Source organism: Haloarcula sp. R1-2, assembly GCF_011627385.1.
In the GTDB taxonomy this organism is placed as follows: Archaea; Halobacteriota; Halobacteria; order Halobacteriales; family Haloarculaceae; genus Haloarcula; species Haloarcula marismortui.
In genome coordinates this window covers 52,626-76,049 of sequence record NZ_JAANTG010000005.1, presented here as the reverse complement: position 1 = coordinate 76,049, position 23,424 = coordinate 52,626, and the positions used below count along the sequence as shown (strand labels likewise).

Sequence of the window (23,424 nt, the reverse complement as noted above, 5' to 3'; positions counted from 1 at the left end):
GATAATGAAGGAATATTTTACCCGTCAGCAAAACTCCGCCAACTCCGAAGTGTGATTTTGCCGTCACTGCGTGGATCCGAAAGTGTCCAGGGTGGGTTGCCAGGATTGCGAGCAGATAGCACTTGCACAATATCGAGGCCCGTCACTCCTGCAATCTCTCGTGGAGTCAGTGTGGAATATTCGCGGGCAACTGCAGCGAATGTATCGACGTGGTTCCAAGATTCAACGTCAATATCGTCGAGGAACATGAGTAACACCCTGTCTAAAGCAGCAGCGCTTGAGTTCGGAGATGACGCAAAGCACCGGCGCGGCGTATTCTCCGTAACCAGCTCCCAGCAGACGGACGTATCCTCAGAAGCCCCCGAGGAGGACGGGTTTGAATCTGGCATCGGATTGCAATCGACGGTAATCTAATTGATTAGCATACCGGTTTAGCGGATTATGGGTAAGGGTGAGTAGCCGTGATAGTCCCCCTAACTCCATGCTATGGGCACCTGCTAAACCGGTGGTTCTATATGTGATTTCGAGAACCTATAGAGAGCCACTGGTATTCTCTCAGCGGACGTATTCTGGCGAAACCTAATGTTCGGTATCTTATTATTACTGTGATAATCACTATACAGCGGCCCGATATACTATTCTGCTAATTAAAACATACCTTTTATACGATTGTAGTTGGTGGCGTGTGTCTGTGCGGTTCTCGGTGATCCCCGCTCGGTGAGACGTGTCTGTTGAGTGTGGTCGACTCGCTGAGTGGCATCGTCGATGAAATACTCCTTGTGAAGAGAATCCAATGACTCAGAAACTCAAAGACAATATTGTCATCGGTCCCGATGCAGAAAGTCAACTTATCGAAAAGCCGTCCGGCCAGCGAGAAATTCGCTGTCGGAGTCACGACAGCTATGCACTCGTTGTTCGAACCCGACAGCAAGCGCTTGATCTTATCCAAGCGCTGGCCAAATTCGCTACCGAACTAGAGTAGGCCATACACGGGATGTCCTGAGCGCAGAGCCTCGCGACGCAATCTCTGTCGAATTGTCTAGTCAGAGCGTCCTGTAGTGACTGTCCCGCCCGTGAACTACTCACCCAAGGTCGGCCGCTCTTCCTTGGCGTTGACGGCGAGGGTGCCGCCCACTACTGGGACAGCTATGAATTCGCCGTGGCTGTTGTGGCGACGGATGGTGCGGCAGAGAAAGTTGTGTTAGCCGAGACGCCTTTCGAGACGCTTTCCGACTGGTGCGAGTATACTTGGGGCGAGCGTGGGTGGGACATCGGCCCGCACGTCGGTGGGTCGCTGGTCGGCGATCTTGTCCGAGGTGTTGAGGCATGAGCTGCACCGTGGAAGAACGGCGACGTGTTCGGCGTGCTGCGAGAGCGATTCGAGACGAGGTGGCGACCGAGTCGGTCGACGTGCTTGCGCCGACCGCGAGCCAGTACGGTGCATGGACGCTCGATGCCGTGCTTCGGGACGCGGAGGGTGTGCCGCCTGAAGTGCTGCGGGAGCTGGCGCTGGCCGGGTTGACGCTGCAGCCGACGCCGTCCCAAGCTGAGTATCAGCACGTGGCGGCGACGGTGTAAAAGCCGCTAACCAACAATAGCTGCTCAGAACTCACGACTGTTGGTTAGTCGAGAAGCGATTGGTTGCTGCCCGGCGTTCGTTTGTCACGAGCTCAACAGAAATATCCGCTCAGTGAGTATGCGACTGGAACTCTCAATTGGGATGAGAACAGCAGCGACAGTCGTTCCGCTATTAAGGGGACTCGCTCGTCGAGTTTGTCTCGAGGTCACAGGCTATGAGCGTCGAAATGGTGCTTGCCGTGAGTTCTCCCGTATCGTCGACCTCCGCGCGCGTCGGGGATCGGTTACAATCGAAGTTTTCGGGCGTGACCTGTTCGGTGACGGTCGTCTCGGTTTCGAGCACACCTACCGATAGGGAGTACGTATCGGGCTCGCTGAGCGTAATCAGTACAGTGCCCTCAGGTTCGACCGTGTAGACGCCGTCGAAGTGCGCTGTCGAGTCCTTCTCGACGAGGATTCGCGTCGTCCACGTCTCCTCCGATGGGTTCCGGAGCATGAGCGTGTGGCTGCCTTTCCCCGTGTCTGTGGGAATCGGGTCGTCGCCGAGCGTTTCCGACGCAGATTCACGAGCAGCAACGTGGTCGCTCACGACGCCTTGGCACGCCATCCGCGTGGAAATACCCAGCGAGTCAAGTGTCCCGTCGTCCTGGACGCTGATCGTCGTCTTGGTCACGTTACAGGTGAACTGGCTGGGTTCGACGGTAATCTTTTCCGTCGCATCAAACTCGGGGACGGACACACGAGCGGTGTACGTGTCGAGATCAGTGAGCGACGCCACAATGCTCGCGTTCGGTTCGAGTTCCACCGATTCCTTGAACACGGTTTCGTCCGCCGTCGAAACCGTCACCGTCCCCTGATGAGACTCCGCCGTCGGATTCCCGAACGCGACGTGGTGGGGAGTTCTGAGACCGCGCTCATCGAGCGACTCAGCGCCGATGGTTCGCTCGACAGTTCCATCGGCGGCGACGTGTGTACGCTCGGTCTGTTGTTCAGTGTTGGTTTGCGTGTCCTCAGAGGTTGGCGTCTCGGAATCTGTCGGCGGTGAGTCACTCGATCCAGCTTGAGTGGTGCAACCGGCGACTGCGGTTGTGAGACCAATTCCTGTGCTTGCCAGAAACGTTCGCCGTTTCATACCCTACCATTGGAAGGGGGAAGTATCGCGCTATCCCAGATTCAAATACGTCTTTGAGTCCCGGCTACTCACTCACGCCGAGTGGGCGTGATTCCGTGCTGGCCGATACGTCCCCCAGTACCAAGCAACGAAGAACAACAGAATCAGGAGGATGCCAATTCCCAGCACGACTCCACCAGGCCCGGTCGCAAACGTTCCGAGCGTCTCCCACATGGTTGGGTCGGGTTGCTGAACAGGGGACGCACCAGCCCGGGGCGATGATACTGGTGTCGGTACTGACCGGCGTATATGGGCGAGTACACTGACGGCTCCGACGAGACCCACTGCGCCGAAGACGCGACTCAACGCCGTCTTGAGCGACGGGCTTGTTCGTTCTGCCCCCGCGAAGAGAACGAGCGCGCTATTGGTCGGCGCGTACACGTCCATTTCGCGGCCCTGCTCGGAATACCACGTCTCGACGACCGCCACCAGGTCTGCGTCCTGGAGTCGGTCGAGATGATAGCTGATATTCTGTACCGAGGAATTGAGTTCAGTTGCGATCTCCGATGCTGTCGTTGGTTCCGCGTATATCTGGCTGAGAATGCGGCGTGCAGTTGTTGAGGAAACTGCTGAGATGATCTGTTCCGCTGATTCATCTTCGAAGTCAACGAGCTTCGGTTCCAAACTACGATCCGAAGCTGTTTGTGGGGTGGGTTTCAGGGGTAATAATGAGGACATTGTTGTCTGATTCGCTTGTAGGAGTATGTGATTGGGGAAGAGTCAAAGCGGTATTTGAGTCCAATTCTTGCCGAACTATGCTACTCCGAGACGCTTTCGGAGTGGTGCGAATACACGCACTTGGAGCGCGGTTGGGAGACTGGTCCGAATGTCGGTGGGTCGCTCGTCGACAATCTTGTCCGAGGTGTTGAAGCGTGAGCTGCACTGTGGAAGAACGGAAGCGTGTTCGGCGAGCTGCGCGGTCGATTCAGAAGGAAGTGCCGACTGAGTCCGTTGATGTGGTTGCACCGAGAGCGAATGCCCGCAACACTTGAACGTCGCGGGAGAGGACACGCTTGATGCCCCCCATCATCGATGAAACCGTGTTCGGCGAACCCTCCAGAGGGCTTGCAGTGGTTTATCTCTGTGGCGCACTTCTGCTGGCCGGCCAGCAAGTGTACTACGTTATTGTCGAAGGGACGGCACCGTTCTATGCTGGACTGTTTCTGAGCGCCGGGATGGCCCTCTCCGGCATTGCCGAGTCCCTGCCGAACCCTCGACGACGGGCAACTGGGGTCTTGCGGCTTACAGCACTTGTCGTGCTGGTGAGTCTGCTCGTAATTTTGTTTGTCACACCCGACCTCCTCATCAACTAAGAGCGATGGTTAATTCGCACTCACTGCTGCCGACCAAGTGTGTTCTTGATTCATCAGGTGGGAATGAAACAACTGCTCGGTAAGATTGGGAATCTTGTATTCAGATTCCGTATCGTACTTGTTTCCGGTAGCTGTAATTTCATCCATGCGCCCTGCCCTCCGATACATCATCTCAGTAGGCGTTGGACTCGCAGTGACGGCGCTTGCAGTAGCATTCGCCACAGCGGACCACCTGATCATGCTTTCGCTTCTCCCACTCTATGGGGCGGTAACGTCAATGATGTTAGCACATAAGCAGCAGTGGCTGTCCCTTTCCCGTGGGAGTCCCACTCGGTCAACAAGGAAACGAGGAGCTATTATCGGTGGCCTTGGAGCATTCACTGGGTCACTACTTCTCCAAGCATCGATTCCTGCGGGGCTTGCTGGGTACGGACTCATGCTTCTCGGCATGGCTGGAGCGATTGCTGACTTGGACCAAGCCACCAGTACTGACCAGGCTACCACAAGCGATTGACTCAGGACTTGCTGTTTCTCGACGCCGCGCTTCGGGAGACCGACGGCGACTCACCTGAAGTCCTCCAGGAGCTGGCGCTGGCTGGGTTGACGCTCCAGCCGACGCCCGTCCAGAACGAGCACCAACACGCAGCGTGTTATAAAACTGTTCACAGCCGGCCAAGGGAATCATGTTTTGATCACTGGTTGATACTAATTGGGTTCAATAGCTTATTCACCCTGAACTGTGCAATTTCCCTGCATGTCCTCCATTGCCAGCTTGATACGCAACTTGAGCAGAGATGAGATCGTGAGTATCACAATTATCGGCATAACTGTCGCGGTGTTTGCTTGGTATCGGACCAGCATGACTGGTATACAGCGGTTGAGCAACTCTATTATCGTTCTCCTCGTGAGTATTGGCTGTGCAACGGCTGTAACAGTAGTTCTGAAGGAATGGAATCCCACGTGGTATTCCTCATGATGATAGACGATGAGTGGCCCAATTGCGTGAGACCGACCTATGAAAATCCCGCACCGGTAAATCCAATTTCTTGAACAATTAGATTGAGCTGACACCGACCAACTGGTAATAGTGTTCAGTTCGTAAGCTCACTGAGCGGCCGGTTCACCGTCTCCGACACGAAAAAAGAAGCTGCCGTGCTGACTTGATCCTCTGTATCGGTCACGCTGGTACCGACAGACGGTGGGGAGTTCGAAACGACGCTGTTGCATAGAGGGCGCATATGCAGCAAAGCAGAATCCACAGGGAGAACGACTGGAGCCCTCCTACCATGTTTCATTCCTGGGTTACGCCGGGAAGGGAGAGTCCCCCGTCAGGATTACAAAAAGACGCCAACCGCGGCCAGCGAGGAAAGCGCCGTGACGAACACGGGGATGGCGTACAATTGTATCAGGTATGCGCGTCGGTGTTTTGCTTCCAACTCCGATGGCGAGGATTTGGTGATAATCGGGTCAACTGACCCGGAGCCCTGTAATCGCACACGCCCGTTCTGAATATCTACGACCCTACCGACCACGGTTACCGTATCTCCAGCACTCATCGTCGTTTCCTGAAACTGGGCCGTCCCTTCCGGCGTCCGGACAGCATTCAAGATCCAGCCGAAAACCCCCGGTGAATCGGCAGTCTCCGCTTCAAGTTCGATCCGACCTCCGAGTTCATCGTATTTTTGTGGCCACCCCTCACTCGGGGTCCGTCTGTCTTCAAACTCGGGAGACTCAAGCTCCGTAGCAATCGAATCGAGAATCGATTCCTCGCCAGATCCAAGCAAGTGTTTGAGTTCGTCTGTAGCACTCAGATTCTTTTCCCTGCTAACGTTGCTGATTCTGACATTCTTGGTCTCTCCCGCGATTACGAGTGTTTCAGCATCGATTCCAATACCTGCAACAGACCAGTAGGACATATGGTTGAAAATGTCGTATCGTCGGAGGGTCGTCACCTTCCAAAACGCCAACTCACACTCCGTGGACTGAACAGGCGAGGTGATTTTTTGATCCGTGTCTTTTATTTGACCAGATAGTTTCGCCAGTTCGCCATCACTGACCGTGGCTGAAGACAATGAAGGAAGTCTAGTTATCTCTTGGTACTCCTTTCGGGTTTGCCATCCTCGGTACACGAGTGGCGACGCGAGTGCCATGAGTACCATGAATAACAGGAGACCGCTACTGATTGCCTCGCCAAGCCTAGCGGCCTCAGTCATCGCAAAAACACTCGAAAAGACAGAACGAGGATTCATATGCTAATTTTACAATAGACGGCATACGTTCCAGACTCCACCGAGGCTGTCAACATGAGAAACGGTGCATAAGTTACTTATAACGTACGAAAGCGAGGTCAGATACTTGGAGACAGTATGCTGACGTCACGCTAGATATGAGCATGACAATGGATAAAATGTAGAATATGTAGCGCTCACTTGTTATATTAGAGAATTATTATAGAATAAAAAATACAATATATCCTGCAACAACTGCGACAGCGGTCCAGAGAACGTACTTTTTTGCTAGTTGTTTCGGCTGAGCACTGGATTCATCTCTCGACATATTTTCGTATCGTTCGTAGACGAGTTTGAATTTTCTCACTACTGCGTGCTCTGAGACAGAACAGTCGAAGCTAAAGACAGGTTCCTATTTTTGATGATTGTAACGAAATTGAGCATGTCACGGAATCGTTCGCAGTTGCTCAGTAGACGGCTATGCTTCCTGCTCTGGGCTCGGTCAGCGGTAGTTGCTGGCTCTGAAATTGTAGAAAGAGTATATGTGCGATGCAGCTGAACGATTGAACGTGTCAGAACAGCCCTCCACAAAGTCGAAGAGCTTGGTCAGCACAGAAACCAAGATTACAGCAGTCTTCGTCATACTCGGCCTCGTATCGGTGTACGGCACAACAGCTGTAACTGATAAGCAATGGGTTCACTTCGTCGTGCTCATCGGCGTTGGCGTCATCGCCCCAACATTCATTAACGAATGGCGTGACTAATCGGATTGCGAATCCGACACACACTATTCATCAGAAGATGGCGTGTCCGGAGCGACCCGCAGTCGTTTTTGCCTGTCGAGACGACACAAATCAACGATGCTAGTCGTGTCTACCCCACCGACAGCCCCACCGGCCGAACGACTGGTCACACCCGTGACGGCATACCAGTCCAACAGTGACACAGCTATGTGGCGTCCCCAATCCACCCGTGAGCGATGACGATAGCGCCGTCGCCAAACCCGCCTCGCTCCTGACGAAGACACAGCGGTCCCGGATCTGTGCGGCGTTTGCCGAGCAGGACGAACACCAGCGTCGGCGAGACCAACAGCAGATCCGCGAACGAATACGGGCCGGTGTGACAGATTTTGACCTTCTCGCTGACTACCCCGACCGGCAGTTCGACCTCGCTTTCGATGATCTTGACGACGAGGAGATGATAGCCACGCTTGCAGACGTTTGGCTCGTTACTGAGCGGCTACGAGCACTCCGCGGTATCGAACGCAAAGCAGTCATCCAGTGTGCGAGCGAGCGTGCGAGCGCGTTGTCGTCAGAGTTAGAGGGAGAGAGTATCGACAATGTGGAGCTCGTCTCGGCGGCAACATACCGTCAGCAGGGTCGTGCGGCCGCCGAAGCTGAACAGAGGAATCGCTGGGGCGAGCGCGTCGACAGCTTGTTGAAGACCGCTGCAGTCGCTGCGCTTCCATTACTGGTGGGCTGGTTTGCTGACACAGTGACCGAACAGAATCTGCTAGCGACTCGGGCGGAAGTCGGCATTGCGATGGCCCTCTCCGGGCTGGTCGTCATCATAGTGGCCGCGAGCGTCTTCCTGATCAAGGGCGCACAAGCGCTGAAACACGATATCATTCCAGCCACTAGGCGGTTCCGTCAGGATCCGACCGCTATCGTCAGAAACATCGCAACGGCGCTCCGGCGGCCCGGCGCGAAACTTAGGGCAATCTGGGACGAGCTCTGAGCCTGCCGTAGCGTCTATGATTAGAGTGGGACCAGATTGAGGACTAACTCATGGACAGTGACCGTCCATGTCATCGCGTGAGTAATCGCTGTCACGGTCAGATTTTCGGTCCGTTCGTAGGCATAGCCCCACACCATCCCAGGGAGTGCGGTGGTCATTCCCCAGCGTAGCGCCCCGAGCGTACCCACATTCGGCGTGACTAGGCCAACTAAGACGTGCATGAGTCCAAACAGGAGTCCACCGATAACCACAGTTCCAGCCAAATCGAAGCCTTTGCGGAGCGTTCCTTGGATGATGCCTCGGTAAACGAGTTCCTCTGCCGGAGCGGCGAAGACGAACATTCCGACGAATGCGGCTGGCCAGAGCAGCGGCTCGGCCGCAAGGTCGAGATGTCCAGTTTCGGCCACTGGGTCAGGGTGTGGCAACCCGAGAGCCGCCAGCACTGGGGAGAGGACGACTCCCTGTGCGGCGAACACAAGTGGGATGAAGATGATCCAGGCGGCGTCTTCCAGCGTGGGAAGACGAAGCTTGCAGTAGTGGTCAATATCACTACGCCAGGCGAGAAACGCAGCAGCGAAGACTGCGAAGCCGACCTGGATAGAGCGAAGTCGGAGGGCCGAAACGGCAGGGACCGTCAGGACGCCAGCAAGGCGGAGCACGGTACCGGCGACCACGATGCCAACAACACCAGTCACCCACGCAGTGACAGCAATTCCGAGGGCTGCCACGCCGGCACGGAGCCGTGTGGAGATCGGCGGGCTCCAATCAGCGCCCCAGTCGGTCAAGACGCTCATGAGGCACCGCTGAGTGTCAACCGGTTGCAACAGTGATCGGAGACAGTGCTGCGTAGCCTGGACTGGGAGCGGAGTCGTGATGGGGTCGTCGACATCGCAGGTCAATCCGATGAGTAGAGGATGTATAATGCCAGTCGGCCGTTTACAGGCATTATACGGCCATACACCCGATTCTATCTGTTTATGTTGACGGCGGTGTACGGGTGTACACCCGGGGTGATCCATTTTTCAGGTCAACTTCACGAATAGTGTGCAGCAGCTTTTCGCTGCTCAATCTCTGAGCGAAATCAATACGCTCGTTTTCAATCACCCCGCCGAAATCACTGACTGAGATTCTCTACCCTACGCCGCCGCTCGCACTCTGCACGAGCCGGTGCCCACGTGTACGTTCTCCCGAGCGTCCGCCCACCACGCCAGAACCCGTTCGGTCGCTGCGACGGGTGCCGCCGGCCGCCGATCCCGAACCGTGACCGCGTAGCCTCGCTCAACGACTGCCTGCTCGCACGTTGTCGGTGATCGCCCGGGTGGCACACCCGACCATACCCGGCACCCCCGGCTGAATTGAGGCTGTCCGAGGCCGGTAAGCACCAGCAGCGCGAAAAGCTAGTTCTGACGGTTGAAGCCGACGCAGTCAGCCGATTCACCAAACCACAAAAAACTTGTATTCACATCATAATTTTAGGCTGGACTAAAACTTCGCTGCATTTTTATATTTTAAGGCTGGCCTAAAAGTGTGCGCAGAGCTAATAATAACCTCCATACCGAACAGGAAGCAAATAAATGCGCGAATCAAGGGCTAATGTCCCAATATTCAACGGTTACTCTGCTGGGTACGACAGTACTCAAAAGGCTAAACGATACAGAGATACTGCCCTCTGATACCTGTGTACACTCTCCCACTGCTAAGTACACTCGAAACGACACATGATGGGGGAGCGTACTTATAGTCAGATCATAGCTGTTGTTTTTACGATCCTCCTGATCACCAGTGCTTCCGCCCCAGGTGCTGCAGCACTGGCGGTTCCTGAATCCGAGGAGCCAAGTCAGACCACTTCCACTGTACAGACTCTTTCTACAGGTAGCAACTCTTCAGAGACAGAACAGTCTGGCAATACCTCTGCCCCGCCAGCAGAGAGGACCAACACTCCACCTGACGATAGGACGACCTCTCCTTCGGAGAACACAACGGAATCACCGGAAAACGAGACAACGCCGCCTTCAGATAACACAACAGAATCACCGGAAAACGAGACAACACCGCCCTCGGACAATACAACAGAACCACCAGAAAACGAGACAACACCGTCTTCAAATAATACAACAGAACCACCAGAAAACGAGACAACGCCGCCCTCGGACAATACAACAGAATCACCAGAAAACGAGACAACACCGCCCTCGGACAATACAACAGAATCACCGGAAAACGAGACAACAGTCAGTCGAGTTACCGAGCGTAACAGGGAACGCAACTCCAGCAACAACTCATCGACCGCTGAGGTAATCGTTCGGGTTGAGGAGTTCGAAATCCCCGAAGCTGGCACGCTCTCAAAAGAGGCAGTTGTCGACGAACTTCGCACCCACGCTAACAAGACCCAGCAGCCAGTTCTCGACTACGCTGCATCGACGGACGGCGTCACAGTCGTCAATAGATTTTGGATCACTAATGCGGTGCTCATGCGGGTCAACACCTCGAAAGCTAACGCTAGCGCGCTTGTCAGGCAACCTGGCGTCACTGATGTTCACAAGAATTACGAAGTCCGTGCACTCTCCACAACAAACGCACAGTCAAATAGCACCGCACAACAGCCAACCGCTGCGGGCTCAGCGTCGGGTGACGTGACATACGGGCTGGACCAGCTCAATGTCCCCGAGGTCTGGGCCCAGCACGGAACAAGAGGTGCTGGGGCGAAGGTCGCTGTACTTGACACCGGCGCCGACATCGATCATCCTGACCTGAGTCTTCGTACTGAGAACCAAAATGACGCCACGTATCCCGGTGGCTGGGCCGAATTCGACACAAACGGTGACCGCGTAATAAACTCAACCCCGCATGCAACCAGCGACCACGGAACTCACGTTACTGGTACCGTTGGCGGTGGTGACGCTAGTGGCACTGCCGTCGGCGTCGCGCCCGATGCGGCCATGATGCATGGACTCGTCCTCCCTGAGGGCACGGGGTCGTTCGCACAAATCATTGCTGGAATGCAGTGGGCTGTTGAGGAAGATGCCGATGTCATCAGTATGAGTCTTGGTGCTGACGGCTTCTACAGCACACTCATTCCGCCAATTCGGAACGCTGAGGATGCTGGCACTACCGTTGTTGTAGCAGCTGGCAATCATGGCCCCGAAACGGCACCGTCTCCTGGAAACATTTACGATGCAACTACCGTTGGGGCCTCGGGCCCAGATCGAGACATCGCACCGTTCTCCGGAGGTGACGTGGTCCGGACCCAGCGTGATTGGGGTGACGCTGCGCCTGGTGATTGGCCCGCAAGCTTTGTCACGCCAGACATCGCGGCGCCAGGTGTCGGAACCTATAGCACGCTCCCTGGCGGTGAGTACGGCGAGAAATCCGGAACTTCAATGGCAACGCCACACATCTCTGGCGTCGTTGCACTCATGGTGTCCGCCTCTGGCGGCGATCTCTCACCGGAGGAAATCGATACAGCCCTACGGAAATCCGCGACAAAACCAACGAATGCGCCCGATGATAAGGACATCCGCTATGGCCACGGCATTGTTGATGCTTTAGATGCGACAACTGCTGTCGCCGCCGAGCAAGGCATCACAGGTACTGTCACAGACACGAGTGGAGCCCCAATTGCTGATGCCACAGTCACCTTGGATAACGGTGCCGAGACACGGACAGATACTAACGGGAGCTACCTTGTCCGGACCCTCCCGGGTACGTTCAACATCACTTCCTCTGAGTTTGGCTACGAGCCAGCGACAAGTGAGGTCACTGTCGACAGTGGGATGATGGCAACCGATAATGTAGAGTTATCGCCGTCTCTAGACGCACGCGTTACAACGAACCAGACCGGTCAAATTAAATCCGGTAACGTTGCGACGGTCTCCTATGAGACGGCTCACGCAGAGACGCTTACTATCACGCGAACCGGAACCGCGACTGAGAATGCGACGCTATACGTTGACGGTCAGCAGCGCGCGTTTGGCGAGGATATCGCGCTGAACGATTCCGACGCTACGGCCGTTCAAGTTCGCGTTGAGACGGCAGCAAACGCAGACGGACAGATCGTACTCTCGCACACGCTTTCCGGCCTTGGAGACACAACGACACTGACCACCGGCCCAACGAATGTTGTACCTGATCCGGTGTACGTTGGTGTTGTAGACAGCACTGGCTCGGAGTACGCTAACCAAGTTCAAGCAGCGGTTGACACAAACGTCCCCGACGAGTACTTCGTATCTGTTATCACACCCGAGGAGGCGATGGCAGAGGCAGACAATTACGATGTCCTTGTTGTCAATCAGATCGGATCTGGTACCGATGTCGAAGCGTTTGCCACGGCAACTGATCCTCCTGACACCGGCGTTGTGTACCTTGACCAGTGGGGTGCCGCAAGCAATGGAATCACAGCGCTCTCGGACGCGACACAGAATCCGGTTGTTACTGGACAGTCGACACAGAATGACCGGCCAGTATTTGAAGTGGTGACAGGCCACCCACTATTTGATGGCGTGGCTACTGCTGGTGAGCGCGTTCAGATTCATAACCAATCTCGAGGCGATATCGCGTGGTTCGACCGCTATCAGGGGACGACACTTGCAACGGTAGGTGATGGTAGCGACACATCTGGCACCGGTATCGCTATCGATGAGTCGACACAGTCTGTGTTGCTCTCGTCGCTTGGCCGTACGTCTACGGTTCGGAATACACACCTGACCAATGATGCGAACGAAATTCTGGGGAATGCTGTCGTGTATGCCAACAGCAAGCCACCAGCTTGGTTTGCTTCTACACAGCCAACACACGTCTCACCAGGTAGCTCATTCAGCGTTGAGGTCGCCGCCGATGATCTTGACCGCTTGAATGTCACACTAACGGAATCAACGACGCTGGAAAAATCAGACCTCTCACTATATGTCAATGGAACCGAGCGCTCGTTTGGCGAATGGCATAACGTACCAAACGAGACTGAAACAGTAGCTATCAGAGTTAATACATCGAAGAACATCGTCGGCAGCGTCGGACTTTCCATTACCGCTGACGGTCATAGCGAGACTGTCGAACTACTCAGCGGACAGACTGCGGCATATGAGAAGCCACTCGTTGTCCCTGAAGATGTGGACACGATTCAAGCAGCAATTGACTTGGCCCCACCGGGGACAACCGTCGAAATTGCACCAGGGACGTATACGAAGCCGGTTGAGATTACGACACCTGGCATGACCTTAACGGCTCACGATTCGGCGGCCCGACCGACTATTGAGGCGAACATCGCTGGGTTCTACGATCCAGTTGTCCACGTTGACGCGCCGAATGTCACTGTCGAACAACTCGATGTCAATGCCAAAGGGTTTGCTCCTGATGGTATCGCTGTTGAGCGAATGAATGCAACAATTCAAAATGTCTCGGTTAACGGTGCTGCCCACGGTGTGCTTATCGGTGGTGCCGGATCGACCGCGCATAACGGGATTGTCCGTGACGTGAACATCACAAACGGGGCAAGTCTGCTCGCTATCGGTATCACTGTCGGTGAGGCAGACAATGCACACGTATCTAACGCAACTATCTCGGGACAAGATTCCGGGGTGGATGTTTACACTTCCAGCGATACGGTCATCAAACACAACGAAATCACCGATAGCGGGGCTGGTCTCACGACATTTGAGACAGACAACGTCCAATTCCGTAACAACGAGATTCACGACATGGATGAGTCGGCATCAAACACTGTTGGCATCCAGTTGGAGGCGTTCGTAACAAATGCAACGGTAGTGAATAACGACATCTGGAACCTCTCTGAAGGTGTTTACATCGAGGGAACGAACACTGGAGGTGAGATTGCTGGTAACGATATCGATGCAGAATACGGTGTCTGGGTTGACCGTGCAGACGTTCCAGCGGTTGAAATCCATCACAACGATCTCTCAGAGTCCAACACTTCGCTCGGAACCGGACTTAACACGACACTCCGAGCAACAATGAACTACCACGGAGAACGAGCGGGCAACGAGTCCTTCGTCACCGGGGATGTGGTCTACGAGCCGTTCCTCACGGCTCCACCGGAAGCGGTTAATACGACAGAGACGCGGCGCTTTGGGATTGATCTCACGCTGGCGGGAGGCGAGGTATACAGCGTGAGTGTGCCGGGGCCGACTGAGCAAACCGTTTCTGATCTCTTTGGTGATGGATTTGAGGGTGCAGTCTACGGCTTCGACGCGAACTCACAGACTTGGAAAATGTTATCTGGAGATGACCGGGTTGCTCCGCTGCAGGGTCTTGCAGTGGTCGCAGAGAGTGACGGCCGGATGACGATCACTCACCACGTTGGAACGAACTCGCCGAATGCACCGGCTCAGGCTGCCCTTGTTGAAGGCTGGAACTTCGTCGGTTCACCGATGTACAATCGGATTGACTTGGCTTTTGACGCCGGTACAATTAAACCAGACCTGGCAACTGCACCGATGTCGGCTCCGAACAGCCAGCCGGGGCAAGCAACCAGCTTTGAGGGGACGTACCGATTCCAAAGCAGCTCAAGTGGGACTGTGCCCGATGCAAGTCCATATCAGGGTTACTTCGTGTTCGTGGAGAATGAGAGCACACTTCCATCATATGTTAGTCCAAATCCGTCGACGACAGAACTGTACGAAGGTGTTGGGCTGTACCCGGTAAACAACACTGCGTCTAATAGCACCAGTAGGGAGGCGCTGCGTCTAAATGGCTCTGCATCAGTCTCGAACGTGTTAGCGAACGCTGACTCCATGGACAATGCGACGCTACAAACAACGCTATCGCAAGCTATCTACCGAAAGTTGACAGTAGCGGTGGTAGCGCAAAATGGTACCGCGTCTATGGCAAACATCCAAGCGGCGGCAGCTAATATCGTTGCTGACACAGCGCCATCCCACCGAAATCTGACTTCGAGTGCGGCTGACGATGCAGTTGAGCGCATACGAAGGGATGGGGTCAACACTCATACTGCTGAGGCAAACAAAACTGACCAAGTTTCAACCCCACGCTCAGTAACAACTGTGCCAGCGTCCTAACGCACCCATCTTAAATTTACAACTATGATACGACACACTCGATTTGTTGCAGCCCTGTTCACGATAGGACTAGTCGTGTGCAGCGGTGGTACCGCGTTCGTGACGCTGGCCGCAGGTGCAAGCCCCCCACCGACGCCTGCTGCGTACTACGGCAACGTGACGATCGATGATGAGCCAGCTCCCGCAGGCACTGAAATCACGGCAAAGATCAATGGCGAGCTTCGGGGTAATCTCACCACGGAGTCTACAGGAACATTCGGCGGCAGCAGTGTGGCTGCGGAGAAGCTCGTAATTAATGGCACTCGTGACGATGCTGGTGCGACCGTCACGTTCTACGTGAACGATGTGAAGCTCAATCAAACCGTAGAGTGGTCCAGCGGGAACGTAACCAATATAGACCTCAATGCGCCGGCGCGCGCTGGCTCTGACAATGGAACAACTGACCCAGGCCCTCCTGATGAGGGAGACAGTGGAAATAACGGCAGCGGTGGTAGTGATAGTCCTCCCACTAATGACGGCGGGAATGGAGATACCGGTGAGGATGACGACGGCGATGGTAATGACAGCCCGCCCACTGACGGCGGTGGGGATGGAGATACTGGTGAAGATGGGGACAACGGTGGTGGTGGTATTGCACCCACTGACGACGGCAGGGATGGAGATACTGACAGGAGTGAAGACAACGATGGAAGCGGTGACAGTGATCAGGAGGTTGGAAACCGAAATGTGACGACTGAAACTACAGTGACAGCCACCCCGACGACTACGATTGACGATACAACAGCAACCACGGCTACGCCCACAGCACCTGCAAGAGGCAATTCGACAACAACCGGGGTAACTGGGGCAACTTCGGCATCGACTGATGATGGTGATAGTGTACCTGAGTCGTCGGACGGAAGTGGCCCCGGCTTTGGGCTAGTGGCGGCAGTGATTGCTGTGGGGTTTGCTGTGCTATTGTCTCGGAACAGCGGCTGATCTGATTCCGGGACGGTTCATTCAGGTCCTACGTAGTTCGCCTGTGTCTCGGTAATTATGTTCGGTTGAAACGAAAGATTATATTAACTACCCGTTGCTTGTTTTAGGTATGCCTAACTTAGGCCAACCTAAAAGCTCGGATTGTTCCGATATGACTGTCCTCAAGAGCCGTCGCCAGTTCTTGGCTAAGACGGGTTCGGCGGTTGGTGCAAGTGCACTTACCGGCCTCTCCGGTTGTACCTCAGTACTCGGCGGGAACTCCATGGATACGCTCAGCGTTGCGTTCAAGCCGCCGTTCCCGTTCCTCCAGTACCACGTTATGAATCAAGAAGGGTATTTTGAGGAGCTAGCCCCTACTATCGAAGCGACAAACTTCGCCAACGAAGGCCTCACCATTGTTTCAGCGTACTCTGACGGCGATGTCGACTTGGCCTTCATGGGCATTACCCCTGCGATCAAAATGAAGAGTAAGGGTGTCCCGGGAAAAGTCACAGCCGCTAACCACAAAAATGGGTTTGTCGTATTCGCTCACAAAGACTTTGCTGCGCTCTGGGATGAACACGGTGCCGACGCTTTCCAAAAATTCCGTGAGGAGAAAGGACGAAAATTCAAGTTTAGCACCTTCCCAAAGGGTAGTGTCGCGTTTATTCTCCTCCAGTACTGGCTTCGGGAGGAACTCGGCGTTTCCCCAGATCTTGTCGATGTCGAACCAATGGCTGGTGGCAGCCCCGTCAAGCGATCGCTGCTCTCTGGCAACGTTGATGGCACTGTCATCATGGAGCCCATTCCAACGGCTCTCGAGGCGAGGGGCGCGCCCTTTGAGCGTATCACCTGGGCGGGTTCGTTCATGTCCGGTCAGCCAGGCGGCATCATGTTTATGCACGACCGCCTCTGGAACGAGAACCCGGACCTCGCGGAGTCCGTCGTCGCCCAGCACACACGCGCCACCGAGACTATCCAGAAACAACCAGCGGTCGCGGCGGAGGCCGTGAGTAAGGCAAAGGGCGACAAGCTCCCGACAGAGATTGCCCGAAAAGCCCTCAACTCGAAGGCATCGAACTATATTAGTGACCCTGCAGGTATCACGGAGAGTACGCAGCTGTTTGTCAAGCAGATGGAAGAACTTGGCCAGATAGATAGTGGGGTGTCTACCGACACAATCTTCGAACAGTCGCTCTACGACACTATCGCCGAATAGGATGGCCACTGAATTCGACCCTGTAACGGGTTCGTCTCGTAGCCATTCTGAGCCGACAACTACGGGCGCACTTGGCCGACGGTGGAACCTCACGCGGGTATGGCGTGGCTTTGCGGGAACCGCCGGGTTTCTTGGAGTCTGGTGGCTGGTTGGTCGTGAAGTACCATCGTACCTGTTGCCGACACCTGACGAAGTGATAGGGGCGCTGTGGACGGAAGTGATGAGTGGTCAATTGTTTATTCACCTCGGCGAGAGTCTGCTACATTACGTTCCCGGTGTCACTATCGGCGTCGTGGCTGGCGGTCTGCTTGGCGTCGGTATGGGCTGGAGTCAGTTCATTGATGACGTCCTCACTCCCGTCGTTCGGGTGCTTCGCCCGATTCCGCCACTGGCGTGGATCGTGTTCGCCATCATCTGGCTTGGTCTCGGTCACACTGGTGCGGCGTTTATCGTGTTTATTGGTGCGTTCTGGATCACGTTCTACAACGCCTACGAGGGTGTTGAAAACGCTTCTCGTGATCTGATGGAAGTCGCTGCGACACTCGGTATCGACAGCGACCGGCGGCTACTGCGGCGGGTGGTCATCCCAGATGCATTACCGGCGATTCTGACTGGTGTCCGTACAAGCATCGGTCAATGCTGGATGATGGTAATTGCGGCCGAACTGTTCGGCGCGCCTGGTGTCGGCTACGAGATTATCACAAGCGCAAACAACCTTGCGATGGCGCGAAGCATCGCGTATATGTTGACGATTAGCGCAGTGTTTCTACTCAGCGACTGGGCCGTAAGGCGAGTCCGCGTCCACCTCCTTGACTGGCAACCATGAGGGACGATACAGGCGCTGAAATCTCTGTTTCTGGGGTTTCCAAGCGGTACGACGGCGAGAGCGGGACCACCATAGCGCTCCGTGACGTATCTCTGACCATCTCGCCCGGCGAGTTTATCACTGTGCTTGGCCCCTCTGGCTGCGGAAAGACGACGCTACTCAGACTCGTGAGTGGGCTGGAATCACCGACAAGCGGTGACATCACAGTTGCGGGGGACCCAGTGGAAGGCCCTGACCCGAGCCGGGGGACGGTTTTCCAGGCATACCACCTGTTTCCGTGGCTGAGCGTCCAGGAGAACATCGGCTTTGGACTGGTAGAGTTGGGAATGCCCGATGCTGAGCGGCGGGACCGAGTCCAAGAGATGCTTAATCTCGTCGGGTTGTCTGAATTTGCCACGGCCTATCCGAAGGAACTCTCTGGTGGTATGAAACAGCGGGTTGGCCTTGCGCGCGCATTAGCCGTGGACCCGGATATTCTCTTGCTGGATGAACCGTTCGGAAGCGTAGATATGCAGACGCGCCGACGGTTGCAACGCGAACTACTCGACATCTGGCGTGACACAAATAAGACGGTGTTGTTCGTGACTCATGACATTGAGGAAGCCGTTGCGCTCTCGGATCGCATCGTTGTCCTCTCTGGAACACCGGGCAGTGTTCGGGATACAACTGTTGTCGAGCAATCTCGCCCCCGGGACCGGAGTGAACAGTGGTTCGTCGACCGGGTCGAGGGCTTATTCCACCGGATCGAACAGAATGGGCTGTAATGAATGGATCACTTGCCAGTCCAGTCTTTGCTATTGTGCTGGCTCGATTAGTCAATCCGGAACTCAATGCATTTTGTCACTTGTTCCGGTTTTAGCTCATTCTGTTACATATTGACCACGCCAGACAGTCAGCGCCGTAAAAAGATGTAAGGCTGTATGATTGTCGAGTATTACGTCTCCCTGAAATGGTTCCATTCCGGTCCTCCTCGGGATTGGCTTCAAACCCAGCGTAAAATAGTGTTCGCCAGTCCGTTGATCAGTGATCGCCCGGGTGGCCAACCCGTCCATACCCAGTACCCCCTCCCTGAATAGAGGCTGTCCGAGGCCGGTAAGCACCGGCGGCGCGAACATTGAGACACCACTGTACATTCGAGTCAGAGTGAACGCCAGTATGCCGTTTCCATTTCTAAGTTATAGTGAAATATATACACTAATACAATAAAGAAATAACCCACTATCAGATGAAATTATAACCATCCCACTTTTTCGACTCCTGCAACTGTCCCTCAAGCGTCGCAGTCCCTTGATCGTGGTTGAGGAACATTCCAAGGGCGTCCCAGCCGCCCTAGTCACAGCCTATCATACCGTCCAGTGAATCCAATACATCTAGCCCGGCAAAATTAAGCGGTATGTACAATATCTACGTCAGCAAGCTCCAGAAGAGGCTCCGTGTCGAAATCATTCTTATTGTGGGTGATGAAGGTACCACCCTCGGTGTGTGCAGTTGCGAGGTTCAAGAGGTCGACAGGGTCAAGAGAGACATCTTGCGACTGTAGACGTTCTTCGATATAGGCGGCTTCAAGCGCAGTGTTCCCGGTGAAGTCGATGATGCGGTCCAACGTTGACGTGAGGCACGTTCGTGCGCGTTCCATCTCCGACCGACTGCTACAGGAGCGGTAGAACTCGAAGGCGACAAGCGACGGGATTGTCCACTCTTCACTACGATACTGCTGTAGGTGGCTGACAACCTCGGGGTCAGGGTTCACACCGCCGAGCTTCACCAATATGTCGTTGTCCAGAACGATCATTCGTCACTGCGACGGTCCAGCGATTCGTTCAGTTCCTCGTGGGTCTCACGCATATCGTCTGCAAGACTCCCATCATCGAACTCACTGAGGAACCCTGCCATCTCCTCTACGTCTTTCTCGCTTCGGCTAAGGCGGTCCAACAGGTCGTTGAAGCTTTCGTCGTCCCGCTTCAGGTCACGCAGTCGTTCTTTCACTTCGTCGGTGACTCGAATAGTACTCATGTGTATACGTTGTGTACAAAATGTTGGTATCTCTTTCGGTGACTGAGAGAAGTAGTCCGTTGTGTGGTGAGATGCCGGCGGTATCGTACCCACCACCTCCGCGCTCTCGTCACCCCCTTCGAGGAAGTCGACCAACCACGCCACGCCAGAACCCGTTTGGTCGCTGCGACAGGTGCCGCCAGCCTCCGATCCCATGCCATGACCGCGTGGCTTCGCTCGACGAGCACTTGCCCGCACGCCGTCGGTGAGCGCCCGGGTGTCCCACCCGCCCATGGCCAGTACCCCCGGCTGAATGGGGGCTGTCCGAGGTCGGTAAGCACCAGCAGCGCTTAATTAGAAATTGAGAGGGACTACATCTAACCGTTTCAACGAACGGGCGCTTCGGTCGTACTCTGGCAGTCTGACGACGCGGACTCGCCCGTATTTTGTGAGCCTCCACCGGGCGAGAGGCGTTCCAGAGAGAACGTCTTGACCACCAGCTATGTCAGAGAAACACGCGATCCAGACCAAGTTGAAGGGCTACGTCGTCATGACTCAGAACGGGCCAGACAGCCTCGGCTTTGGCACGTACACACGCAACCATCCTGCATATCTGAAAGCGCGCGTTGAGGCGCATCAGTCTCCAGCAGCCGGCGTCGTAGTCAACGTCAAGCGAGCACGCCACATCGCTCGCGAGTACCACGGCTGGAACCTGCCAGACGAAAGTGAGCTCCGTCACCAAGCGATGGAGGGCGATGCGTGATGTCCAGTGACTCGTCTCAGTATATGACCTGCAGAACCGACGAGTGCGACGCGCCGATCTTCGACGCCGAGCGCATCGCGTGTGTCGACGGAGAGTACGGGCCCTGCATGGCTGTCGGGCGTCACGCCGGCGTCTGTTCTACCGGCCATCTCTCTGTCTGGGACGTCGCTGAGGCCTGAGTCCCGTCGAGCGCGTACTCGCACTGGTGATTTTGTGTCCCCCCGAGAGAGTGAGGGGTTACCCGAACATGAGCACCGAACAGCAGTCCGTCGACGAACAGTCTCCAAGCACCGAAGCCGACGACCGACCGGACATTCGTGCCCAACACCGACAGGCACAGACGAGTGGCGAGGTGTTTCAGGGGCGTCCCCGAGGTGAGAGATAGATGTGTTGTCCCGACTGCCGCCGGCCACGGTCGGCGTCGGCGTGTGTCGACAAGCGTTACTACGTCAATGGGGTGGCTACCGACCCGATCCCGTGGGGCGAGGGCAGCCAGTATCTCGCGTACAAGCTACAGGTCCTCCAGAGCAACGAACGGGCCGTTACCGTCGACCTCGAACGGTGGCGCGACCAGTCGTGTCCTGCGTGTGGCGTCGAGCACGGCGAGATACATCATCGGCTCTGTGACTACGAGGAGTGCCCCGCGTGTGGCGAGCTGTTGCTACTGTGTTCTTGTGTCGTCGAGATTGAAGTCCTCACAACATCCGGCCTGAAGGGTCGTCTCAAGCAGTCCCTCGCTCGTCTCCTGTAGACGCCAGCTTCGAGAGCGGGGCTCGATGTCAGACGGACCTCGTGTAGCGTACTTTTGTGTGTTCCTAGCAGGTGCAGCGTGTCATAGAATCCTTCGCAGTCGATTTGCTGCGGTGCAACCGGAGGTGAGAAAATGTTGAGATAGACAGAGTTACAGAAGACAGTCCAAGATACAGAGAGTATACGCAGCACACGTCAAGTTGAACCGCTATAGTCGTCCGGTTCTTAACATTTTCAAAGATAAGAGTATTAAAGCAAACAACATAATACCATATAAAATCAAATGACCTTTTCATTTGACACCACTTACAAAGAGTTAGACTCGAACCTCTATTCGAGAGTAACGCCGAAAAGTATCGCTAATCCCGAAATTTTGCTTCTTAATGACGAGCTATGCGCTGATATTGGATTGGATACAGCAAAGCTCAATGCCCAAGTTCTAGCAGGACAGGACCGTCTAGAAGAACCAATCGCCCAAGCATATGCAGGCCACCAGTATGGAAATTTTACCGTCCTGGGCGATGGGAGAGCGATGATACTTGGCGAATATGTACACGACGGTAATAGATACGATATTCAACTGAAAGGGTCTGGTCGAACGCCGTACTCCGGAAAAGGCGATGGCAACGCAACTATCAGCTCGATGCTCAGAGAGTATCTGTATTCATATGCGATGCAGAATCTAAACATCAAAACATCGAGAAGTCTGGCAGTCGTCGAAACCGACGAAGCAGTCGAACGACGACAGACAGAACCTGGAGCCATCCTTGTCCGAGTGATGAACAGCCACATTCGATACGGGACCTTCCAGTATGTCGCAAGCCAAGCATCCGACGAACTACAGCGATTCACTGACTATGTTATCGATAGGCACTATCCGAAACTACAACAAAAAGATCGTACATACCTAGAGTTCTTCGATGCAGTCATACAGTCCTCAATTGAGATGGTTGTTGACTGGTTGCGTGTCGGATTCATCCACGGCGTTATGAATACGGACAATATGAGTATCGATGGGGAAACATTTGATTACGGACCTTGTGCGTTCATGAATTATTATGATGAGGAGACAGTTTTCAGCGCAATCGATAAGAACGGGCGATATACATTCGGAAACCAGCGACCTATCTTGCGGTGGAATCTTGAACGGTTTGCAAAAGCACTTCAACCGCTGTGTACACAGTCAGCGCTCACGTATGATGAGCTTGAAGACAAACTAGACGAATTTGAGGATCGGTTTGATGCGCATTACTACACGATGATGCGGAAGAAACTGGGGATCAACTCAGATGGTGAGGACGAACTTGTCGATGACTTCTTGGAGTGGCTTCGCAAATCGAACGCAGACTATACCAATACGTTCCTCGAATTAGAGACGCCTGGTACATTTGATGACCCAGTGTTTGTAACTACAGAATTCGAACAGCTTCAGAATAAACTGAATGCTGTCGGCCTAAATGAGGAGTTGATGCAGGAAGCCAATCCGCGGTATATTCCCCGCAACCATCTAGTTGAAGAGGCACTAGGGGCGTATCTCGAAACCGGAGATCTGTCCAAATTCAGGCGGTTATTGACTGTGTTGGAAACTCCCTACACATCGAAAGATGTGGGTTCGCAATTCCAGCAACCACCGTCACGGGAGTTCGATGCAGAGTATACAACGTACTGTAATACTTGAGCGGACATTGTCACAGTGTACATAGTCACCAACTTGAGGTGTCGCAAGCGGTTCCATCTTCTCGATACCTTCGGAAACATCACTGCATTGTTATATTAGCAGTTCCGCGAGGAGTTTGAGTCTCTTCTCGGGTTGATTATTCGCCATTACCTAGGCTGAGATGCCTTCATCGGGCGAGCGG

General features: G+C 54.6%; 22 protein-coding genes. 16 read left to right on the top strand and 6 right to left on the bottom strand.

Annotated elements, in window-relative coordinates; translation table 11 throughout:
• Positions 1-793 precede the first annotated feature (793 nt).
• The 3 genes from G9C82_RS18210 to G9C82_RS18200 are packed head-to-tail and all read left to right on the top strand — an operon-like array spanning position 794 to position 1,578.
• A complete protein-coding gene (locus G9C82_RS18210; RefSeq protein WP_167072371.1) occupies positions 794-982 on the top strand; it encodes a hypothetical protein in 189 nt (62 codons plus the stop codon).
• A gap of 45 nt (positions 983-1,027) precedes the next feature.
• The gene (locus G9C82_RS18205) at positions 1,028-1,330 is read left to right on the top strand and encodes a hypothetical protein (protein ID WP_127014922.1); all 303 of its coding nucleotides are present in this window, start codon (positions 1,028-1,030) and stop codon (positions 1,328-1,330) included.
• The gene (locus G9C82_RS18200) at positions 1,327-1,578 is read left to right on the top strand and encodes a hypothetical protein (RefSeq protein ID WP_127014921.1); all 252 of its coding nucleotides are present in this window, start codon (positions 1,327-1,329) and stop codon (positions 1,576-1,578) included. Before G9C82_RS18205 ends, G9C82_RS18200 begins: the two co-directional genes overlap by 4 nt.
• Before the next feature lie 172 nt (positions 1,579-1,750).
• On the opposite strand, the gene G9C82_RS18195 is transcribed toward G9C82_RS18200, so the two are convergent.
• Both G9C82_RS18195 and G9C82_RS18190 read right to left on the bottom strand, forming a co-directional pair.
• Positions 1,751-2,710 carry a hypothetical protein gene (locus tag G9C82_RS18195; RefSeq protein ID WP_127014920.1) on the bottom strand — a complete coding sequence of 320 codons (960 nt, stop codon included), beginning with the start codon at positions 2,708-2,710 and terminating at the stop codon, positions 1,751-1,753.
• A gap of 72 nt (positions 2,711-2,782) precedes the next feature.
• Complete coding sequence (locus G9C82_RS18190) at positions 2,783-3,427, bottom strand: helix-turn-helix domain-containing protein (protein ID WP_127014919.1); 645 nt, start codon at positions 3,425-3,427, stop codon at positions 2,783-2,785.
• Between the two features lie 338 nt (positions 3,428-3,765).
• On the opposite strand from G9C82_RS18190, the gene G9C82_RS18185 reads away from it, so the two are divergent.
• Positions 3,766-4,062, top strand: coding sequence for a hypothetical protein (locus G9C82_RS18185; protein WP_127014918.1), 297 nt, complete (start codon positions 3,766-3,768; stop codon positions 4,060-4,062).
• Positions 4,063-5,396: 1,334 nt separating this feature from the next.
• On the opposite strand, the gene G9C82_RS18180 is transcribed toward G9C82_RS18185, so the two are convergent.
• Positions 5,397-6,275 carry a hypothetical protein gene (locus G9C82_RS18180; RefSeq protein WP_127014916.1) on the bottom strand — a complete coding sequence of 293 codons (879 nt, stop codon included), beginning with the start codon at positions 6,273-6,275 and terminating at the stop codon, positions 5,397-5,399.
• Positions 6,276-6,859: 584 nt separating this feature from the next.
• Here G9C82_RS18180 and G9C82_RS18175 point away from each other — a divergent pair.
• Positions 6,860-7,054 carry a hypothetical protein gene (locus G9C82_RS18175; protein WP_241244135.1) on the top strand — a complete coding sequence of 65 codons (195 nt, stop codon included), beginning with the start codon at positions 6,860-6,862 and terminating at the stop codon, positions 7,052-7,054.
• 208 nt (positions 7,055-7,262) lie between these two features.
• Complete coding sequence (locus G9C82_RS18170) at positions 7,263-8,027, top strand: hypothetical protein (protein WP_127014914.1); 765 nt, start codon at positions 7,263-7,265, stop codon at positions 8,025-8,027.
• Between the two features lie 20 nt (positions 8,028-8,047).
• On the opposite strand, the gene G9C82_RS18165 is transcribed toward G9C82_RS18170, so the two are convergent.
• Positions 8,048-8,821, bottom strand: coding sequence for a CPBP family intramembrane glutamic endopeptidase (locus G9C82_RS18165; RefSeq protein WP_164734787.1), 774 nt, complete (start codon positions 8,819-8,821; stop codon positions 8,048-8,050).
• Positions 8,822-9,748: 927 nt separating this feature from the next.
• On the opposite strand from G9C82_RS18165, the gene G9C82_RS18160 reads away from it, so the two are divergent.
• The 5 genes from G9C82_RS18160 to G9C82_RS18140 all read left to right on the top strand — a co-directional run bounded on the left by G9C82_RS18160 (position 9,749) and on the right by G9C82_RS18140 (position 18,824).
• Positions 9,749-15,058 carry a S8 family serine peptidase gene (locus tag G9C82_RS18160; protein WP_241693054.1) on the top strand — a complete coding sequence of 1,770 codons (5,310 nt, stop codon included), beginning with the start codon at positions 9,749-9,751 and terminating at the stop codon, positions 15,056-15,058.
• 430 nt (positions 15,059-15,488) lie between these two features.
• Positions 15,489-15,788, top strand: coding sequence for a hypothetical protein (locus tag G9C82_RS18155; protein WP_127014911.1), 300 nt, complete (start codon positions 15,489-15,491; stop codon positions 15,786-15,788).
• A gap of 399 nt (positions 15,789-16,187) precedes the next feature.
• Complete coding sequence (locus tag G9C82_RS18150) at positions 16,188-17,234, top strand: ABC transporter substrate-binding protein (protein ID WP_127014910.1); 1,047 nt, start codon at positions 16,188-16,190, stop codon at positions 17,232-17,234.
• A gap of 1 nt (position 17,235) precedes the next feature.
• On the top strand, positions 17,236-18,060 hold the full coding sequence (locus G9C82_RS18145) for an ABC transporter permease (protein WP_127014909.1): 825 nt from the start codon (positions 17,236-17,238) through the stop codon (positions 18,058-18,060).
• Positions 18,057-18,824, top strand: coding sequence for an ABC transporter ATP-binding protein (locus tag G9C82_RS18140; protein WP_127014908.1), 768 nt, complete (start codon positions 18,057-18,059; stop codon positions 18,822-18,824). The genes G9C82_RS18145 and G9C82_RS18140 overlap by 4 nt, the downstream gene beginning before the upstream one ends.
• A 620-nt stretch (positions 18,825-19,444) precedes the next feature.
• On the opposite strand, the gene G9C82_RS18135 is transcribed toward G9C82_RS18140, so the two are convergent.
• Together G9C82_RS18135 and G9C82_RS18130 are read right to left on the bottom strand one after the other, a co-directional pair.
• Positions 19,445-19,852: a type II toxin-antitoxin system VapC family toxin gene (locus tag G9C82_RS18135; protein ID WP_127014907.1), complete on the bottom strand. Its 408-nt coding sequence runs from the start codon at positions 19,850-19,852 to the stop codon at positions 19,445-19,447.
• Positions 19,849-20,073, bottom strand: coding sequence for an antitoxin VapB family protein (locus tag G9C82_RS18130; RefSeq protein ID WP_004966782.1), 225 nt, complete (start codon positions 20,071-20,073; stop codon positions 19,849-19,851). The genes G9C82_RS18135 and G9C82_RS18130 overlap by 4 nt, the downstream gene beginning before the upstream one ends.
• A 481-nt stretch (positions 20,074-20,554) precedes the next feature.
• Between G9C82_RS18130 and G9C82_RS18125 the strand changes: the two genes are divergently transcribed.
• From G9C82_RS18125 to G9C82_RS18105, 5 genes are all read left to right on the top strand, one after another.
• The gene (locus tag G9C82_RS18125; RefSeq protein WP_127014906.1) at positions 20,555-20,815 is read left to right on the top strand and encodes a hypothetical protein; all 261 of its coding nucleotides are present in this window, start codon (positions 20,555-20,557) and stop codon (positions 20,813-20,815) included.
• A 23-nt stretch (positions 20,816-20,838) separates the two neighbouring features.
• A complete protein-coding gene (locus tag G9C82_RS18120) occupies positions 20,839-20,994 on the top strand; it encodes a hypothetical protein (RefSeq protein ID WP_164734786.1) in 156 nt (51 codons plus the stop codon).
• A gap of 68 nt (positions 20,995-21,062) precedes the next feature.
• Positions 21,063-21,200, top strand: a complete 138-nt coding sequence (locus G9C82_RS18115; protein WP_004966779.1) for a hypothetical protein — start codon at positions 21,063-21,065, stop codon at positions 21,198-21,200.
• Entirely contained in the window at positions 21,201-21,566 is a 366-nt protein-coding gene (locus G9C82_RS18110) for a hypothetical protein (RefSeq protein WP_127014905.1), read from the top strand.
• Between the two features lie 282 nt (positions 21,567-21,848).
• Positions 21,849-23,243 carry a YdiU family protein gene (locus G9C82_RS18105; protein WP_127014904.1) on the top strand — a complete coding sequence of 465 codons (1,395 nt, stop codon included), beginning with the start codon at positions 21,849-21,851 and terminating at the stop codon, positions 23,241-23,243.
• The last annotated feature ends 181 nt before the right edge of the window (positions 23,244-23,424 follow it).

What these genes read in the sequence shown, in the direction of transcription:
- G9C82_RS18115 (WP_004966779.1), top strand. Translation starts at nt 21,063, where the DNA reads ATGAGCACCGAACAGCAGTCCGTCGACGAACAGTCTCCAAGCACCGAA.
- G9C82_RS18145 (WP_127014909.1), top strand. Translation starts at nt 17,236, where the DNA reads ATGGCCACTGAATTCGACCCTGTAACGGGTTCGTCTCGTAGCCATTCT.
- G9C82_RS18155 (WP_127014911.1), top strand. Translation starts at nt 15,489, where the DNA reads ATGGAACAACTGACCCAGGCCCTCCTGATGAGGGAGACAGTGGAAATA.
- G9C82_RS18185 (WP_127014918.1), top strand. Translation starts at nt 3,766, where the DNA reads ATGCCCCCCATCATCGATGAAACCGTGTTCGGCGAACCCTCCAGAGGG.
- G9C82_RS18135 (WP_127014907.1), bottom strand. Translation starts at nt 19,852, where the DNA reads ATGATCGTTCTGGACAACGACATATTGGTGAAGCTCGGCGGTGTGAAC.
- G9C82_RS18210 (WP_167072371.1), top strand. Translation starts at nt 794, where the DNA reads ATGACTCAGAAACTCAAAGACAATATTGTCATCGGTCCCGATGCAGAA.
- G9C82_RS18140 (WP_127014908.1), top strand. Translation starts at nt 18,057, where the DNA reads ATGAGGGACGATACAGGCGCTGAAATCTCTGTTTCTGGGGTTTCCAAG.
- G9C82_RS18110 (WP_127014905.1), top strand. Translation starts at nt 21,201, where the DNA reads ATGTGTTGTCCCGACTGCCGCCGGCCACGGTCGGCGTCGGCGTGTGTC.
- G9C82_RS18130 (WP_004966782.1), bottom strand. Translation starts at nt 20,073, where the DNA reads ATGAGTACTATTCGAGTCACCGACGAAGTGAAAGAACGACTGCGTGAC.
- G9C82_RS18105 (WP_127014904.1), top strand. Translation starts at nt 21,849, where the DNA reads ATGACCTTTTCATTTGACACCACTTACAAAGAGTTAGACTCGAACCTC.
- G9C82_RS18150 (WP_127014910.1), top strand. Translation starts at nt 16,188, where the DNA reads ATGACTGTCCTCAAGAGCCGTCGCCAGTTCTTGGCTAAGACGGGTTCG.
- G9C82_RS18180 (WP_127014916.1), bottom strand. Translation starts at nt 6,275, where the DNA reads ATGACTGAGGCCGCTAGGCTTGGCGAGGCAATCAGTAGCGGTCTCCTG.
- G9C82_RS18125 (WP_127014906.1), top strand. Translation starts at nt 20,555, where the DNA reads ATGTCAGAGAAACACGCGATCCAGACCAAGTTGAAGGGCTACGTCGTC.
- G9C82_RS18195 (WP_127014920.1), bottom strand. Translation starts at nt 2,710, where the DNA reads ATGAAACGGCGAACGTTTCTGGCAAGCACAGGAATTGGTCTCACAACC.
- G9C82_RS18165 (WP_164734787.1), bottom strand. Translation starts at nt 8,821, where the DNA reads ATGAGCGTCTTGACCGACTGGGGCGCTGATTGGAGCCCGCCGATCTCC.
- G9C82_RS18200 (WP_127014921.1), top strand. Translation starts at nt 1,327, where the DNA reads ATGAGCTGCACCGTGGAAGAACGGCGACGTGTTCGGCGTGCTGCGAGA.
- G9C82_RS18190 (WP_127014919.1), bottom strand. Translation starts at nt 3,427, where the DNA reads ATGTCCTCATTATTACCCCTGAAACCCACCCCACAAACAGCTTCGGAT.
- G9C82_RS18160 (WP_241693054.1), top strand. Translation starts at nt 9,749, where the DNA reads ATGGGGGAGCGTACTTATAGTCAGATCATAGCTGTTGTTTTTACGATC.
- G9C82_RS18120 (WP_164734786.1), top strand. Translation starts at nt 20,839, where the DNA reads ATGACCTGCAGAACCGACGAGTGCGACGCGCCGATCTTCGACGCCGAG.